The sequence below is a fragment of the Streptomyces canus genome (genome assembly GCF_030816965.1).
GTDB classification, from domain to species: domain Bacteria; phylum Actinomycetota; class Actinomycetes; order Streptomycetales; family Streptomycetaceae; genus Streptomyces; species Streptomyces canus_E.
The window spans coordinates 375,583-391,405 of sequence record NZ_JAUSYQ010000002.1 but is presented as its reverse complement, the minus strand read 5'-3'; the positions used below and the strand labels follow the sequence as shown (position 1 = coordinate 391,405).

Here is a 15,823-nt window from a genome sequence, read left to right as displayed (position 1 = left end):
TCTCGGCGTGGGTTCACGCGGGCAGCCACCGTCGGACCCGGGCAATGAGGTCGCCGGTGTCGACGGGTTTGGTGACGTAGTCGTTGGCACCCGACGCGAGGCTCTTCTCCTGGTCGCCGGGCATGGCTTTCGCGGTGACCGCGATGATCGGCAGCTCCGCGTACTGCGGCATCGAGCGGATCTCCGTGGTGGCGGTGTAACCGTCCATCTCCGGCATCATCACGTCCATCAGGACCAGCGAGATGTCCGGGTGTGCGAGCAGCATCTCGATGCCCTTACGGCCGTTGTCCGCGTGCAGGACCTGGAAGCCGTGCAGTTCCAGCACCCCGCTGAGCGCGAAGAGGTTGCGCGCGTCGTCGTCGACCACGAGGACCGTCCGGCCGAGGAAGGAGCCGTCCACCGCCTGTGCGGCAGAACGCTGCGGCTCCTCGGGACGCACCAGCGACAGCACGTCGCCCGGCTGCTCGGCGGACAGGTGCAGGGTGATGCGCTCGCGCAGGTCGTCCAGGCTGGCCAGGAAGTCCAGCGGCCGGTCACCCGCCAGGGCCCGCAGACCCTGCTCCTGGGCGAGGTCGACCCGGTGCCCGGTGTGCACCAGAACCGGAACGCTGGCCAGCGCCGAGTCGCCGCGCATGGCCTCCAGGAAGTCGGCGCCCTCGTCGTGCCGCATGCCGAGTTCGAGGACGACGCAGTGGCAGGGGTCGGCCGCCAGCGTGCTCGCCGCCTCCTGCGCCCCCACCGCCGTGATGATGTCGATCCCCCCGTGCGGATCGTCGGAGTCGTACGCGAGGTCCGCGACGGCCCGCTCGGCGACGAGCGTGAGCAGACCGCGCGGGCGCTCCTCGATGACCAGCAGACGGCGTCTGCGCTGCTCGGGGGAAGGCGCGGGAGCGGCGAGCTGCCGGGGCTCGGCCGCCTCCTCGCCGGCGGAGGCGTCGTACGGCTGTTCCGCCGGACGGCCGCCTCCCTCCATCAGTTCCTCGAAGTCGGCGCGCGCGACGGGCAGATACAGGGTGAACGTGCTGCCCTGGCCGGGGGTGCTGTCGACCTTGACCGCGCCGCCCAGCAGACGGGCGATCTCGCGGGTGATGGACAGACCGAGCCCTGTGCCGCCGTACTTGCGACTGGTCGTGCCGTCGGCCTGCTGGAACGCCCCGAAGATCGTCTCCAGTTGCTGCTGCGGGATGCCGATACCCGTGTCCTTGACCCGGAACGCCACGACCGGGCCGCCACGGTGCACGCCCGGCGGCACCTCCCGGTCCGCGGCGGGCTCGATCCGCAGCTCCACACCGCCCTGTTCGGTGAACTTCACCGCGTTCGACAGCAGGTTGCGCAGGATCTGGCGCAGCCGGGAGTCGTCGGTGAGCAGGTCGGCCGGGGTGCCGGGCGCGGTGGCCACCGTGAAGTCCAGGCTCTTCTGCGTCGTCATCGGGCGGAACGTCGCCTCGACGTACTCGAGGAGCTTGCGCAGCGGGACCCGCTCGGGGGCGACGTCCATCTTGCCCGCCTCGACCTTGGACAGGTCGAGGATGTCGTTGATCAGCTGGAGCAGGTCCGAGCCCGCCGAGTGGATGATGCCCGCGTACTCGACCTGCTTCGGGGTGAGGTTGCGCGAGGGGTTCTGCGCCAGCAACTGGGCAAGGATCAGCAGGCTGTTGAGCGGGGTGCGCAGCTCGTGGCTCATGTTGGCCAGGAACTCCGACTTGTACTTGGAGGCCAGCGACAACTGCTGCGCGCGGGTCTCCAGTTCCTGGCGGGCCTGCTCGATCTGGAGGTTCTTGGCCTCGATGTCGCGGTTCTGCGAGGCCAGCAGGGAGGCCTTCTCCTCCAGCTCGGCGTTGGAGCGCTGGAGTTCGTCCTGCTGGACCTGCAACTCCTCGGAACGGGCCTGGAGTTCGGCGGTCAACCGCTGGGACTCGTCCAGCAGCTCGTCGGTGCGGACGTTGGCGACGATGGTGTTGAGGTTGACGCCGATGGTCGGCATCAGCTGCGCAAGGAAGTCCTGGTGGATCTGGGTGAAGCGGGTGACGGACGCCAGCTCGATCACGCCGAGGACCTGCTCCTCGACGACGATGGGCAGCACCACCAGAGCGGTGGGCTGGGCGTGCCCGAGGCCCGAGGAGATGGTGACGTACCCGGCGGGCAGCTCCTCCACGGTGACGGTACGGCGGTTGCGCGCGGCCTGCCCGACCAGCGAGCGCCCGACCGGGATACGGGTGGGCCGCTCGTCGTCGTCCGGATAGCCGTACGAGCCCACCAGCCGCAGCTCGGGCCCGCGCATGGTGTCCTCCGCCAGGTAGAAGGCGCCGTACTGGGCCGAGACCAACGGCGTGAGCTCGTCCATGATCAACTCGGCGACCACCGGCAGATCACGGTGGCCCTGCATCAGGCTGGAGATCCGGGTCAGGTTGGTCTTGAGCCAGTCCTGCTCCTGGTTGGCCCGGGTGGTCTCGCGCAGGGACTCCACCATGGAGTTGATGTTGTCCTTGAGGTCGGCGACCTCGCCGGAGGCCTCCACGGTGATCGAGCGGGTCAGGTCGCCCTCGGCGACGGCGCTGGTGACCTCGGCGATCGCGCGGACCTGCCGGGTGAGGTTCCCGGCCAGTTCGTTGACGTTCTCCGTCAGCCGCTTCCAGGTGCCCTCGACACCCTCCACCTCGGCCTGTCCGCCGAGGCGGCCCTCGCTGCCGACCTCGCGGGCGACACGGGTGACCTCGGCGGCGAACGACGACAGCTGGTCGACCATCGTGTTGATGGTGGTCTTCAGCTCCAGGATCTCGCCCCGGGCGTCGACGTCGATCTTCTTCGACAGGTCGCCGTTGGCCACCGCCGTCGTCACCAGGGCGATGTTGCGCACCTGCCCGGTGAGGTTGTTGGCCATCGAGTTGACGTTGTCCGTGAGGTCCTTCCAGGTGCCGGCCACGTTCGGCACGTGCGCCTGACCGCCCAGGCGGCCCTCGGTGCCGACCTCGCGGGCCACGCGGGTGACCTCGTCGGCGAACGCGGAGAGCGTGTCGACCATGGTGTTGATGACGTCCGCCAGGGCGGCGACCTCGCCCTTGGCCTCCACCGTGATCTTCTGGGAGAGATCGCCGCGCGCGACGGCGGTGGCCACCTGGGCGATCGAACGAACCTGCCCGGTCAGGTTCGAGGCCATCACGTTGACGTTGTCCGTCAGGTCCTTCCAGGTCCCCGACACGCCCCGTACGATCGCCTGCCCGCCGAGGTTGCCCTCGGTGCCGACCTCTCGGGCGACGCGGGTGACTTCGTCGGCGAAGGCGGAGAGCTGGTCGACCATCGTGTTGATGGTGTTCTTGAGTTCGAGGATCTCGCCGCGGGCGTCGACGGTGATCTTCTGGGAGAGGTCGCCCTGCGCCACGGCCGTGGCCACCTGGGCGACGTTGCGGACCTGCGCGGTGAGATTGCCGCCCATGAAGTTCACGGAGTCCGTGAGATCGCGCCAGGTGCCCTTGACCCCCTTGACGTCGGCCTGCCCGCCCAGCCGGCCCTCGGTGCCGACTTCTCGGGCGACGCGGGTGACTTCGTCGGCGAAGGCGGAGAGCTGGTCGACCATCGTGTTGATGGTGTTCTTGAGTTCGAGGATCTCGCCGCGGGCGTCGACGGTGATCTTCTGGGAGAGGTCGCCCTGCGCCACCGCCGTCGTCACCTGGGCGACGTTGCGGACCTGCGCGGTGAGGTTTCCCGCCATGAAGTTGACCGAATCGGTGAGGTCCCGCCAGACACCGCCCACTCCGGGCACCTGGGCCTGCCCGCCGAGCCGGCCCTCGCTGCCCACCTCTCGGGCGACGCGGGTGACTTCGTCGGCGAAGGCGGAGAGCTGGTCGACCATCGTGTTGACGGTCTCCTTCAGCTGAAGGATCTCCCCGCGCGCGGGCACGTCGATCTTCTGCGAGAGGTCGCCCTTGGCCACCGCCGTCGCCACCTGGGCGATGTCACGGACCTGGGTGGTCAGGTTGCCCGCCATCGCGTTGACGGAGTCGGTCAGGTCCGCCCAGGTGCCGGAGACTCCCGGCACCTCGGCCTGCCCGCCGAGCGTGCCCTCGGTGCCCACCTCGCGGGCCACCCGTGTGACTTCCGACGTGAACAGGGACAGCTGGTCGACCATGCCGTTGAAGACCGTGGCGATGTCACCCAGCAGGCCCTGTCCGTCGGACGGCAGCCGGGTACCGAAGTCGCCGTCGCGCACGGCGGTCAGCCCGGCCAGCAACTGCCGTAGCTCCTGCTCGCCCGGAGCCTTCTCCCGGTCCTGAGTCGACGTGCTGCTCATGCGCACCCTCGTTCCGCTCCCCAAGAGTCCCCGCACGAGGACTCGGAACCGTGTCGGGCTCGTCAAGGGCCCGCTCACCAGCGACAATTCCGCACCCCACGGAACTGACCGATGAGAAATCCGTCGAAGATTAACCCAGGTGCGCAGCGGCGACAAAAGCCTGGTGGGAGCGTGGTGGCAGGCCGAAAAAAGACGTCGTCAAGTCGGCATGGGGGGTGTGATCCCGGGTACCCGGCTCGATTTTCACGCGCCTGGCCGCACCGACGCGAGGGCCTCCTCCAGGGTCGGGTGACAGGGGACGACGGTGTCGAGTCCCACGAGCTGCAACGTGCGCAGCGCGGCGCCGCGCACCACCACGAGCCGCAGCCATCCCTGTGCGGCCCGAGCGGACTGGAAGGCGGCGATCAGAGCGTTGACACCGCTGGAGTCCATGAAGGTGACCCGGCTCAGATCGATGACCACCCGGGGCCCCTCAGGGGCGTCGGCCACGGACAGGGTCCGCGTCAGGCCGCCCACGCTCTGATGGTCGATCTCTCCGTCGAGGCCGAGCACGGTGATGCCGTCGGCGTCGGTCCGGACCACGGACAGTCTGCCGTGTCCCACTGCTTCCCGGTTGTCTGCCACTTGCGTCCTCTGCGCACTCGATGGGGGCTGTCACGTCCTTGGTGCCACCGTTGCCCAGGAAGCCCGAGCACGATGCATGAGACGGCCCTTTCGTTCGTGGGCAGCACAAGAACAGCGCGGCACAGGAGTAAGGCGGGGATGACGGGGTATCCGCGCGCCCATGAACGGGGTATTGGAGATGGTCGGCAGGCTGCGGGTCCTGCCTGAGGAGTGTGCGTGGATGCCGGAAGCCGCACCTGCCGAGGTGACCGTGGCCCTGGACGGAGCGGACGGCTGTATCGCCGACGCTCGGGCCCAGACGTCGAAGTTCCTGGCGCGGGTGCAGGGCGAGTACGGGTTGCCGGTGTCGGCCCGCGCCATGGACCTGGGGCAGTTGGTGGTCAGCGAGTTGGTCACCAACGCGCTGAAATACGCGCCCGGGCCGGTGCTGCTGCAGCTGCGCGTCAACGACGCCATGCTGGAGATCGAGGTGTGGGACACCGATCCGACGCTTCCCCTGGCCCGCGCCGCTGACGCCGGTCGGGTGGGCCAGCACGGGCTGGAGATCGTGATGGCGGTGGTACAGGGGATCGAGGTACGCCGAGAGCCCGTCGGCAAGCGCATCACGGCCCGCCTCGCGCTGTTCGACGATCCGCTGCAGGACCTTTCTGGCTGAACGGGCCTCGCGGCCGAAGACCGCGGACACCAGAAGATCGGGTCCCCGACCCGTGCTCCCTTCCTGGAGGCTTGGAGGCCTGGCGGCGCAGCCGGTCGTCGCCGGTCTCCAAGGGCGGTTTTCGGCTGCCCGTGGAAAGGTCAGCCAGGAACGATCGCCTTCTCGGCGGCCGTCTTGATCCGGATGCCGAAGGCCGGGGCGTCCTTGCGGGGCGCGGCCGACGCCGGACCGACCAGCAGTTCGCCCAGGCCGTGGCCCTCCAGGAAGTTGAAGACACGCACGCGGGTCCTGCCGTCGGCCAGGGGCTCCAGGTCGTAGCCAGCGCGCCGTCACGCTGTTCTTGGACACCTCGGCCCAGCGGAGCCGCACCGGCGCTTCGCGTACGGTGACGCGGAACTGGATCCTCTCGATGCTGAGGACCCGAGGACTGAACTGAGGATCGTTGCGCCTGTCGGCGAGCCAGGCGAACACCTCCTCCGCGGGCCGATCGACCTCCACCACCGCTTCCCACTGTCCGGACACGGGCACTCCCCGTCTCCGCGGGTGGACCGGACGTCGCGCGAGACGAACGGTGACCGCGGCGGCGTACGGGCGAACCGCGTTTTACAAGGACCTGGAGCCCGGCAAGTCCGTCGAGGGCGCGGACTCGGTGTGGCGAGAGGCGGCGGAGGAGGAGATCACCGCGTCGGTGAAGCGGCTGGCGAACGCGGGGGAGGCCGTATGAGGTGAGCGTGTCGCCTCGACGACGTACCCGCCGATGCCCGGTGGCCGGGAACTCCCGTGCAGCCGGGCATCGTTGTGCCGTGTGTGAGTCGGAGCCCGTTCAGGAAGCCCGTGCCGAGCGGGCCGTGCGGGTCACCTCGGGCAGCGGGTCGGCCCGCCGTGCCAGCTCGAGCAGAGCGCGCAGGGCCTCTTCGGCCGGGCCCGGACGAGGGCGCCACTGGGCGACGATGCTGACCGGGCGGATCCGCTCGGCCAGCCGCAGCTCGACGAGTTCACCCTCGCCGAGCTCCCGGGTGACGGCCAGCTCGGGCAGCAGCGAGACGCCGTGCCCGTGCCCCGTCAGCCGCAGCAGTGCCGACAGCGACCCCTGGACCAGCGCCAGTTGGGCCCCCGCCAGCAGATCCCGCCCGAACCGGTCCACCAGCATCTCCGAGGTACAGCCCGGTTCGGCCACCAGGAAGTCGTACGCCAGCATCTGTTCGGGCGTCACCAGCTCCTGCCGCGCCAGCGGATGGCTGGGTGCCGCCACCAGCAGCGTGCGGTCGTGGCCGACGACCGCATGCGGGCCGAGTGCCCGTACGCCGTTGTCGTACTGGAAGACCAGGTCCAACTCGCCCGCTCCGAAGGACTGTTCGAGAGTGCTTCGGTTCGCCACCGTGAGCTCGACGTCCGCGCCGGCCCGGGAGCCGGCCGCGCCGTACTCCAGCGCCGCCAGCACATCGGGCATCCACACGTGCGCCAGCGACTCCTGCGCGCCGATCCTGAGCCGGGGCCGGTCGCCGCGCGCGGCCCGCCGCATCCGCTCCTCCAGCTCCAGCGCCTCGCGCGCGTGCGGCAGCAGCCGCTCGCCGGCCTCCGTCAGCACCGCGCCGGTACCGGCGCGCACCAGGACGGCCACGCCGAGGTTCGCCTCCAGACGCTTGAGCTGGGCACTCAGACTGGACTGTGCGTATCCCAACGCCTGGGCGGCGGCGGAGATACCGCCCTGGTCGGCGACGGCGACGAAGGCGCGCAGATAGCGAGAGTCCACCTGACCAACATAGCCACCCCATCGGACTTTCCGATGGGGTTATCGGACTTACGACGTCGCCGCTCCCCTTGCCGCTGAACCACGCTGCCCGCATGACCACTGCCGACAGCCTCCCCCTTGCCACCGGAACCGCCGCTCCCCCCGCCCCGGAAGCCCCCGCATCCCCGGCCCGCTCCCGGCTCACCTTCGTGGGCATCGCGGCCGGAAACCTGCTCGTCCTGCTCGACACCTCGATCCTCAACGTCGCCGTCCCCGACGTCCAGAAGTCCCTCCACCCGGCCGCCGCGGCCCTGCCCTGGGCCGTCGACGCGTACACCGTCGTCTTCGCCGGACTGCTGCTCGCCGGCGGCGTGATCGCCGACCGCTGGGGCGCCCGGCGCGTCTACGCCAGTGCCCTCGGCCTGTTCGCCGTGCTCTCGGCGGTGTGCGCCGCCGCGCCCGACGTCGGCGCCCTGATCGGCGGTCGCGCGCTCCTCGGAGCCGCGGGGGCGGGCCTCGTCCCGGCCTCGCTGGCACTGCTGATCCACCTCAACCCCGACCCCGCCCGCCGCACCCGGGCCATCGGCGCCTGGACCGCGCTCAGCGGCCTCGGCGCCGCGGCCGGGCCCGTGCTCGGCGGAGGGCTGGTCGAACTGGGCGGCTGGCGCCTGGTGTTCCTGGTGAACCCGCCCATCGCGCTCGCCGCGCTGCTGATCGCCCGTCGGCTGCCGGTCCCGCCGCTGCGGGCGTCCCGTGCCCTGGACCGTCCCGGACTGCTGCTGTCCACCCTCGGTCTCGGCCTGCTGACGTTCGGCTTCGTCGAGTCGGGCATCGAGGGCTGGGGCTCGCCGCTCGCTCTGATCCCGATCGTCGCCGCGCTGCTCGCCTTCGCCGTGCTGGCCTTCATGGAGAGCCGCGTGGCCTCCCCGGTGCTGCCACCCGCGCTGCTCGCCCTGCCGAAGGTCAGGGCCGCGATGGTGGCAGCCGCGGTGTCGTGCTTCGCCTACTTCGGCGGCATGTACATGTTCGCCGTATGGATGCAGCACACCTACTCGCTGACTCCGTTCAAGGCGGGCCTCGCCTGCCTCCCGATCGCCTTCCCGGTCTGCGTGATGCCCTTCTTCACCGGCCGGCTGGTGGCCCGCTTCGGCCCCCGTCCGATCCTGCTGACCGGCATGTCGGCGGCCGTCGTCTCCGGCGTCCTGCTCACCTTCTGCGTCGGGAGCAACCCGCCGCTCGCGCTGCTCGTCGCCGCCGAGCTGACCCTCGCCGCGACCGGCACGCTGTCCATCCCGGGCGCGGCCGCCGCGATGGCCATGTCGGCACCGCCGGAGTACGCCGCCACCAGCCAGGGAGCGCTCAACGGTATCCGTCAGGCGGGCTCTGCCCTCGGCGTCGCGGTACTCGGCACGCTGGGCGCGCTGACGACCTCGGGTCACGTCCTCGTCGTCGTCGGCCTGCTCGCGGTGCTGCTGGTGGCGAGGGCGACACGGACCGGCAACTGACACCGGTCGCACGCCACGGACATGACGAAGCGGCCGCACCACTGGTGGGTGGTGCGGCCGGTGGGCTGGAGTTCGGCCGCCGAGGCGGTGGCACCACCGCCCTCGCTGCAGCCCTACGGGCCGACGCGGGAGGCGACGGTGAGCAACGTACCGGGGAGCGCGCGCCGTACGGACGACGTCCAGCACCGCATGCCCCTCTTCGAGGCGGTTGACGTAGGCGTGGAGACGGTCGGTGGTGCCCAGGCCGACGTAGTCGGTGACGACGACGGCCGCTCCGGCAGCACCGGCTTCGTCGTGGGCCGTCGAGTCCTTCGTCAGGTACGGGCCAGGTCCAGCAGGACCTTCGAGGCGACGTCTCGGTCGTGGGCGATGTCGAAGGCGGCGCGGGCCTCGGCGAGCGGGAAGGTGTGCGTCACGATCGCGTCGACGGTCAGGCCCTGGGCCAGCAGACCGATCGCCTCGTCGAACTCGGAGTCGAAGCGGAAGGCGCCCCGGAGTTCCAGTTCGCGGGTGACGGCGACGTTGCCCAGCAGGGGCACCTCGCCGGGTGGCAGCAGACCGAGGAGTACGACGGTGCCACCGCGGCGAACTCGTTCGACACAGCTTCGCAGCCCCGCGGGTGCTCCGGACGCCTCGATGGCGATGTCGAAGGGGGCCGGCCACGAGCCGGCCTCGGGAGCGTTCGGCCGGAGCGTGGCGGTGGCCCCGGATGCGGTGGCGATGCGCAAGGGGGTGTCGAGGAGGTCGCTGACGACGATCTCGGCAGCGCCCTCGTGGCGGAGCACGGCGGTGACCAGGCAGCCGATCGGCCCTGCGCCGGTGACCAGGACGCGCTTGCCCGTCACGTCACCGGCCCGGTGCACGGCATGCAGGGCCACCGACAGGGGCTCGGCCAGGATGGCGCGGCGCAGGGCGAGCTCCGGCGGCAACGGGCGGATCTGCGCCGCCGGCACCGTGACGAGTTGGGCGAAACCGCCTTGGACATGGGGCGTGCGGGCGGCGCTGCCGAGGTAGCGGGTGTCGGCGCAGATGTTGCGGCGGCCCGCAGCGCAGTCGGGGCAGCGGTCGCACGGTGTGGCGGGGTGCACTGCCACCGGGGTTCCCACGGCCGGTCCTTCGGTGTCGGCTCCCAGGGCGGCGATGTGACCGACGACCTCGTGTCCGAGCACCATCGGCTCCCGGACGGCGAAGTCGCCGACCCGGCCGTGGTGGTAGTAGTGCAGGTCTGATCCGCAGATTCCGCCGAGAGCGACGGCTACGGTCACCTGGCCCGGGCCGGGCCGGCTGGGGGAGCGGTGCTCGACCCGGAGGTCTCCTGCCGCGTGGACGACGCAGGCTTGCATGGTGGGTTCCTTCCGTGGCGGCGTCCGTCACAGGACGGAGAGCATGCCACCGTCGACGTAGAGCACCTGGCCGTTGACGAAGTCGGACGCGGGGGAGACCAGGAAGATCAGGGCGCCCACGAGGTCGGCGACGTCGCCCCAGCGACCGGCTGGTGTGCGTCTGCGGACCCAGTCGCTGAACTCCTCGTCGGCCACCAGGGCCGCGGTGAGTTCGGTGGCGAAGTAGCCGGGTCCGATGCCGTTGACCTGGATGCCCAGCGGGCCCAGGTCGGCGCACATGCCCTTGGTGAGCATCTTCAGGCCGCCCTTGGTGGCGGAGTAGGCGGCGATACCCGGCCGGACCGCTGCGCTCTGCAGTGAGCAGATGTTGACGATCTTGCCGTGGCCTCGGGGCGCCATGCGCCGTGCGACCTCGCGTCCCACGAGGAAGGCACTGGTGAGGTTGGTGTCGAGGAGGCGGTGCCAGTCGTCGTCCGTGAACTCCAGGAACGGGCTGCGGTGTTGGACTCCGGTGTTGTTCACCAGGATGTCGATCGGCCCGGCCTCCTCCTCGACACCGGCGATGCCGGCGGTAACGGCAGCCGAGTCCGTCACGTCGAAGGCGGCTGTCCGCACCCGGTCCCCGAAGGAGCCCGCGAGTTCCGCAGCGGTCGCCTGCAGGGCCGTGGTGCCGCGTCCGTTGAGGACGACCGTGCAGCCGGCCTCCAGGAGGCCCTCGGCCAGCGCCTTGCCGATGCCGCGGCTGGAGCCAGTGACCAGGGCCGTCTTTCCGGCGATGTCGAACAGCGGGTGGCTCATGCGCGTACTCCGGTGCTCCCGGCCGGGATGCTCTGCACCGCCGGGGTTCCGGGGAGGGGGGTCCGGGCGGGACGACCGGCGAGGACATCGAGGATGTTGTCGGCGGCCAGGTCGACCATGGCGGCCCGGGTGGCCTCGGTGGCCGACCCGATGTGGGGCAGCGTGACCACATGGGGCTCGGCGACCAGCGGTGACAACTCCGTTCCCATCGGCTCCCGTTCGAAGACGTCGAGCCCGGCGGAGTGCAGCCGTCCTTCCCGGACGGCGTGCAGCAGGGCCTCCTCGTCGACGACACCGCCGCGGGAGGTGCTGACCAGGGTGGCCGTGGGTTTCATCGCGGCCAGTTCGCGGGCCGAGATCAGGTGCCGCGTCTCCGCAGTGAGCGGCACATGCAGGGACACGATGTCGGACTCGGTCAGCAGCGTGGCCAGATTCACCGAGGCCGACAGGGCGTCGTCGGGTGCGTGGGGGTCGTGGTGGAGCACGCGCATGCCGAAGCCGTGGGCCCGGCGGGCGACCGCGCGGCCGATCTGACCGTAGCCGATCAGGCCGAGGGTGGCTCCGTGGATGTCCAGGCCGAGGTAGTCGTGCATCCGGAAGAGCCCCCAGGAGCCTGACGCGAGGCTCGCTTCGGCGGCACCGATCCGACGGCGGGCGGCGAGGATCAGGGCGAAGGTGAGATCGGCGGTGGTCTCCGCGAGCACGCCGGGGGTGTGGGTGACGACGATGCCGCGCTCGGCGGCCGCGGCCCGGTCGACGTTGTCGTAGCCCATGCTCGCCAGCGAGATGACCCGCAGTGAGGGGCCCGCCGCGTCCATCAGCGCACCGTCCACCGGATCGTTGCCCAGGGCCAGAACGCCACTCACCCCGGAGGCGAGCGGAGCGAGGTCGGCGGCCCCGGGCTTCCCGTTCCCGGGCCAGGCCACCACCTCCGCGACCCCGGACAGGCGGTCCAGGCCGCTGCCGGGCAGGTTTTCACGGGTGATGAGGACGCGCCTTTTCATCTATGTCTCCAGTGACGAGCCGTGCATTGCCGACCGACGGCTGGCGTCGAAAGAAATCGTTTCGGGAAACGCTAGCCGGGACGGTCGCCGGTAACAAATAACGGATTCGTCTGACGTTATCGCCGATCCTTATCCCCGTCGACAGCACCGTCAAAGGTGGTGATCAGTTCGAGGAACAGATCGTGAACCGCGAGGGCGGGCTCCGAAAGGGGCTGATTGTCCGACGTCACCAGCGACAGCTTGACCTGGATGACGGGATCCATGATGCGGCGTACGGACAGCGAGCGGACATCCAGGATGGCGCGCGCCGCCGACCAGGGCAGGACCGTGGCGCCGAGATCCGCGTCCACGGCGTTGACGAGCGTCAGCGCGGACTCGACCTCGCCCACCACGTTCGGACGGAGCGACGCCTGCTGGAAGGCGGCGTCCACCACCTGCCGGATCGTGTGGATGCGGCTGGGCAGGAGCAGCGGCACGCCGGCGAGTTCCTCGAGGCTCACCTCGCCCTGTCCCGGCGGCGCCGTCGCGCCGGAGGCCCCGATGAGGAACAGGTCCTCCGTGCGCACAGGCTCGAACTGCACGCCCCGCAGCGGGCCGGCCCCGTAGATGAACGCCATGTCCATCCGCCCGGTCATGATGGCCTCGCTGATCACGCCGCCGAAGTTCTCGTTGATGTGCAGCAGGATGTCCGGGTAGCGCTCGCGCACACTCTTGAGGAGCGGCAGCGCGAGCGCCGCGCCCAGGCTGTACGGCGCGAGGCCCACCGACACGCTGCCGGCGGGAGCCCGGCCGGAGACCTCCACCGCGGCGTGCGCGAGGTCCACCTGCCTCAGGATGAGCTGGGCATGCCGGTACAGTGCCCGGCCCGCCTCGGTCGGGGCGACTCCGCGTTTGCTGCGGATCAGCAGTTGCTGCCCGAACTGCGTTTCCAGCGCGGACAGTTGCTGGCTGAGCGCGGGCTGCGCGATGTGCAGGATGTCGGCCGCGCGCGTGATGCTCCCCGCGTCAATGATCTTGATGAACGAGTAGAGACGCCTGGTGTCCATGCGGAGCCTTCCACGGGGAGCGGAGCCTCATCGTAGGGAGCGGCGATCCCGAAGCACAGCCCTGGCGGGGCCCAGGTGTGAGGGGGTCATAGCCGTTCGCGATAACGCCAGACCGAACACATATTGGCGATCACGCGAGCATGGGCCTAAGTTGAGCGGAACATTCAACCCGGAACCGCTTGACAGAGTCGAAGTGAATCGGTTCCCAGGAATTCCGTCTGCTTGTGACGCTCGCCTTTGTTTCGAAAGTGCTGACCTTTCCGGATATCACGAAGGCGTGCCGGCATCTCCTTCCTCATATTCTCTCCCGGAGGACGTCATGGCCCCCATGGTTGATCTCGTCGCCGATCTCGGCGAGGGATTCGGCGCCTACACGACGGGCGACGACGAAGCCCTCCTGGAGATGCTGACGTCCGCAAATGTGGCCTGTGGGTTCCACGCGGGTGATCCGCGCATCATGGACGCCACCGTCCGGTCCTGCGTGGCGCGGCAGGTGGCCGTGGGTGCTCACCCGAGCTTTCCCGACCTGGTCGGCTTCGGCCGCCGCGCGATGGACCTCACGCCCGAGGAGGTCCGCACGGACGTGCTGTACCAGATCGGCGCCCTCCAGGCGTTCGCCGTCGCTCACGGCACCCAGGTGCGGCACGTCGCCCCGCACGGACGCCTGGGCAACCTGGTCGCCGTACGCGCCGACTACGCCCGCGCCGTCGTGGACGCCGTCGCCTGCCTGGACGAGTCGCTGATCGTCCTCGCTCAGGACGGTGAGCTCGCCGACGCGGCCCGGGCGCGCGGACTGCGCGTGGGCATCGTCGGCATCGCCGACCGCGCGTACCGCGACGACGGGACCCTCGTCCCCCGCTCCGAGCCCGGAGCGGTGATCCACGAACCGGACGAGGTGGCCCGGCGGACGCTGCGCATGGTCACCGAGGGAGTCATCCGCAGCGTCGACGGCACGGACATCCCGGTCGCCTGCGACACCGTCCTGCTGCACGGAGACAGCCCCGGAGCGATCGCGCTGGCCGGCCGCATCCGCGAGCAACTCATGGCCGCCGGTGTCGAGATCACCTCTCTCGACAAAGTGCTGAGCGGGAAGGGCGTCTGACATGAACGGCAACCTCACGGTCACGGACTGCGGTGACTCCGCTCTGGCCGCCAGGGCCGTGGGCCTGGCGGCCGAGGACGCCTGGCGGCTCGTCCACGCCCTGGCCGACGCCCTGGACGCCGTCCGGCTCACCGGGGTCCACGACGTGGTGCCCACCTACGACGCCCTGCTCGTGGAGTTCGACTGCACCCGCACCGACCACGACACCGTCAGGCGTGTCGTCTCGCACGAGGCCGCCCGCCTCGGGCCGCATCCCACGCCGACGACACCGTCTCGACGCTTCGTCGTCCCCGTCGTCTACGGCGGCGAGCACGGACCCGATCTGCCCGAAGTCGCCCGTCAACTCGACCTGACCGAGAGCGAGGTCATCGCCCTCCACTCCGGTACCGACCTCACCGTGCGCTGCCTCGGCGCACCGGCTGGGGCGCCGATGACGGACGGCCCGCGCTTCCCCGGACCGGTGCCTCGGCTGGCGTCGCCCCGCACCCATGTCGATCCCGGCTCGGTCGCCGTCGCCGGGCGGCAGGCCGTCATCTGCCCGATGCCCTCGCCCGGCGGCTGGCCCCTCCTAGGACGCACCCCCGTGCGCGTCCTCGACCTGCACAGCGACCCGATCACCGCCTACCGGCCCGGGGACACCTTCCGTTTCGTCCCCATCACGCCCGACGAGTGGGACCTGCATGCCGGCACGCCCCTGGCGGCCTGTCATGGCTGACACCCTCACGATCCGCACCGCCGGCCTCGTCACCGTGCAGGACCTCGGCCGGGTCGGCCGCTCCCGCTACGGCCTGCCCGCCGGCGGAGCCGCCGACCAGCACTCGGCGCGCGTCGCCAACGTCCTGTGCGGCAACGAAGACCGCGCCCCGCTGCTGGAGATCACGGCTCTCGACTTCGCGTGCGTTCCCTCCACCGACATCCTCATCGCCGTGACCGGCGCCCCCGCCGAACTGACCGTCGGTGGAGTCGTCCGCCCGCAGTGGGAACCGCTCTGCGTGCGCGCGGGTGAGACCGTGCGCGTCACCGGCATCCGGCGCGGACTGCGCGTCTACCTGGCGGTGCTCGGCTCGTTCGAGGCGGACTACCTCCAGGGCAGCTGCGCTCCCGACACCATCCTCGGCTTCGGTCCCAGCCTGCGCGGCGGCGACGAACTCGTACTGCGTACGACCTGCCCGCCCCTCGACCACCCTTTCTCGCGGATCCCGCTGTTCCGCCTGAACGCCCCGGTCGTCCCGTTCCCCACCACCTGGACCATCGACGTCACCGACGGCCCCGACCGGGCCGAGTTCGCAGACACGGCAGGCCGACTGTTCGACGCCCCCTTCACCGTCAGCCCGCGGAGCAACCACATCGGCCTGCGGCTGCAGGGCGAGGTGCCGCGGCGGGTCACCCGGGGCGAGATCCTCTCCCGCGGCGTTCCCATCGGCGCCGTGGAGGTGCCGGCCGGAGACGAACTCCTCGTCCTGCACCGCGGCCGCGGTGTCACCGCCGGCTACCCCGTGCTCGCGGTCGTCACGGCCACCGGTCTGTCCGCCCTGGGGCAGGTGCGCCCTGGGCAGACCATCCGCTTCCGCCACCGCACCGTCGACCAGGCGGTCACCGCCCACCGCGCCCAGCGAAACGCCGTCGACGCACTGAGAACCCGCGTCCGCACGGCCTTCGACGCCCTGCGCATCCGCGCTCCCGCTGTCGGCTGACCCTCGACCCCCACCACCTAGCCGTCTCCGCC

12 protein-coding genes and 3 pseudogenes are annotated in these 15,823 nt (G+C 70.7%); 6 read left to right on the top strand and 9 right to left on the bottom strand.

The window, feature by feature from the left end:
- Positions 1 to 13 precede the first annotated feature (13 nt).
- Positions 14 to 4,288, bottom strand: coding sequence for a HAMP domain-containing protein (locus QF027_RS02740; RefSeq protein WP_306986304.1), 4,275 nt, complete (start codon positions 4,286 to 4,288; stop codon positions 14 to 16).
- Between the two features lie 243 nt (positions 4,289 to 4,531).
- Positions 4,532 to 4,912 (bottom strand): STAS domain-containing protein, encoded by a 381-nt coding sequence (locus tag QF027_RS02735; RefSeq protein WP_306986305.1) that lies wholly within the window; start codon positions 4,910 to 4,912, stop codon positions 4,532 to 4,534.
- A gap of 220 nt (positions 4,913 to 5,132) precedes the next feature.
- On the opposite strand from QF027_RS02735, the gene QF027_RS02730 reads away from it, so the two are divergent.
- Entirely contained in the window at positions 5,133 to 5,567 is a 435-nt protein-coding gene (locus tag QF027_RS02730) for an ATP-binding protein (protein WP_306986306.1), read from the top strand.
- A gap of 140 nt (positions 5,568 to 5,707) precedes the next feature.
- Here QF027_RS02730 and QF027_RS02725 read toward each other — a convergent pair.
- Positions 5,708 to 6,089 (bottom strand): annotated as a pseudogene (locus QF027_RS02725) (SRPBCC family protein).
- Positions 6,090 to 6,171: 82 nt separating this feature from the next.
- Between QF027_RS02725 and QF027_RS02720 the strand changes: the two are divergent.
- Positions 6,172 to 6,291: pseudogene (locus QF027_RS02720) on the top strand (inorganic diphosphatase); the annotation flags it as partial.
- 99 nt (positions 6,292 to 6,390) lie between these two features.
- Here the strand turns inward: QF027_RS02720 and QF027_RS02715 are convergent.
- A complete protein-coding gene (locus QF027_RS02715) occupies positions 6,391 to 7,320 on the bottom strand; it encodes a LysR family transcriptional regulator (RefSeq protein WP_306986307.1) in 930 nt (309 codons plus the stop codon).
- Positions 7,321 to 7,412: 92 nt separating this feature from the next.
- Between QF027_RS02715 and QF027_RS02710 the strand changes: the two genes are divergently transcribed.
- Positions 7,413 to 8,804 (top strand): MFS transporter, encoded by a 1,392-nt coding sequence (locus QF027_RS02710; RefSeq protein WP_307072354.1) that lies wholly within the window; start codon positions 7,413 to 7,415, stop codon positions 8,802 to 8,804.
- Between the two features lie 116 nt (positions 8,805 to 8,920).
- On the opposite strand, the pseudogene QF027_RS02705 reads toward QF027_RS02710, so the two are convergent.
- From QF027_RS02705 to nac, 5 genes and pseudogenes are all read right to left on the bottom strand, one after another.
- Positions 8,921 to 9,086, bottom strand: a pseudogene (locus QF027_RS02705) (triacylglycerol lipase); the annotation flags it as partial.
- Between the two features lie 32 nt (positions 9,087 to 9,118).
- Positions 9,119 to 10,147, bottom strand: a complete 1,029-nt coding sequence (locus tag QF027_RS02700) for an L-idonate 5-dehydrogenase (RefSeq protein WP_307072352.1) — start codon at positions 10,145 to 10,147, stop codon at positions 9,119 to 9,121.
- Between the two features lie 27 nt (positions 10,148 to 10,174).
- Complete coding sequence (locus QF027_RS02695; protein ID WP_307072350.1) at positions 10,175 to 10,945, bottom strand: SDR family oxidoreductase; 771 nt, start codon at positions 10,943 to 10,945, stop codon at positions 10,175 to 10,177.
- On the bottom strand, positions 10,942 to 11,949 hold the full coding sequence (locus QF027_RS02690) for a 2-hydroxyacid dehydrogenase (protein WP_307072348.1): 1,008 nt from the start codon (positions 11,947 to 11,949) through the stop codon (positions 10,942 to 10,944). Before QF027_RS02690 ends, QF027_RS02695 begins: the two co-directional genes overlap by 4 nt.
- A 116-nt stretch (positions 11,950 to 12,065) precedes the next feature.
- The gene (gene nac / locus QF027_RS02685; RefSeq protein ID WP_306986312.1) at positions 12,066 to 12,995 is read right to left on the bottom strand and encodes a nitrogen assimilation transcriptional regulator NAC; all 930 of its coding nucleotides are present in this window, start codon (positions 12,993 to 12,995) and stop codon (positions 12,066 to 12,068) included.
- Between the two features lie 319 nt (positions 12,996 to 13,314).
- Here nac and QF027_RS02680 point away from each other — a divergent pair, with 319 nt between their 5' ends.
- The 3 genes from QF027_RS02680 to QF027_RS02670 are packed head-to-tail and all read left to right on the top strand — an operon-like array spanning position 13,315 to position 15,791.
- The gene (locus tag QF027_RS02680; RefSeq protein ID WP_307072346.1) at positions 13,315 to 14,097 is read left to right on the top strand and encodes a LamB/YcsF family protein; all 783 of its coding nucleotides are present in this window, start codon (positions 13,315 to 13,317) and stop codon (positions 14,095 to 14,097) included.
- 1 nt (position 14,098) lies between these two features.
- On the top strand, positions 14,099 to 14,812 hold the full coding sequence (locus tag QF027_RS02675) for a 5-oxoprolinase subunit B family protein (protein ID WP_307072344.1): 714 nt from the start codon (positions 14,099 to 14,101) through the stop codon (positions 14,810 to 14,812).
- On the top strand, positions 14,805 to 15,791 hold the full coding sequence (locus tag QF027_RS02670) for a 5-oxoprolinase subunit C family protein (protein ID WP_306986315.1): 987 nt from the start codon (positions 14,805 to 14,807) through the stop codon (positions 15,789 to 15,791). The genes QF027_RS02675 and QF027_RS02670 overlap by 8 nt, the downstream gene beginning before the upstream one ends.
- Positions 15,792 to 15,823: the final 32 nt, after the last annotated feature.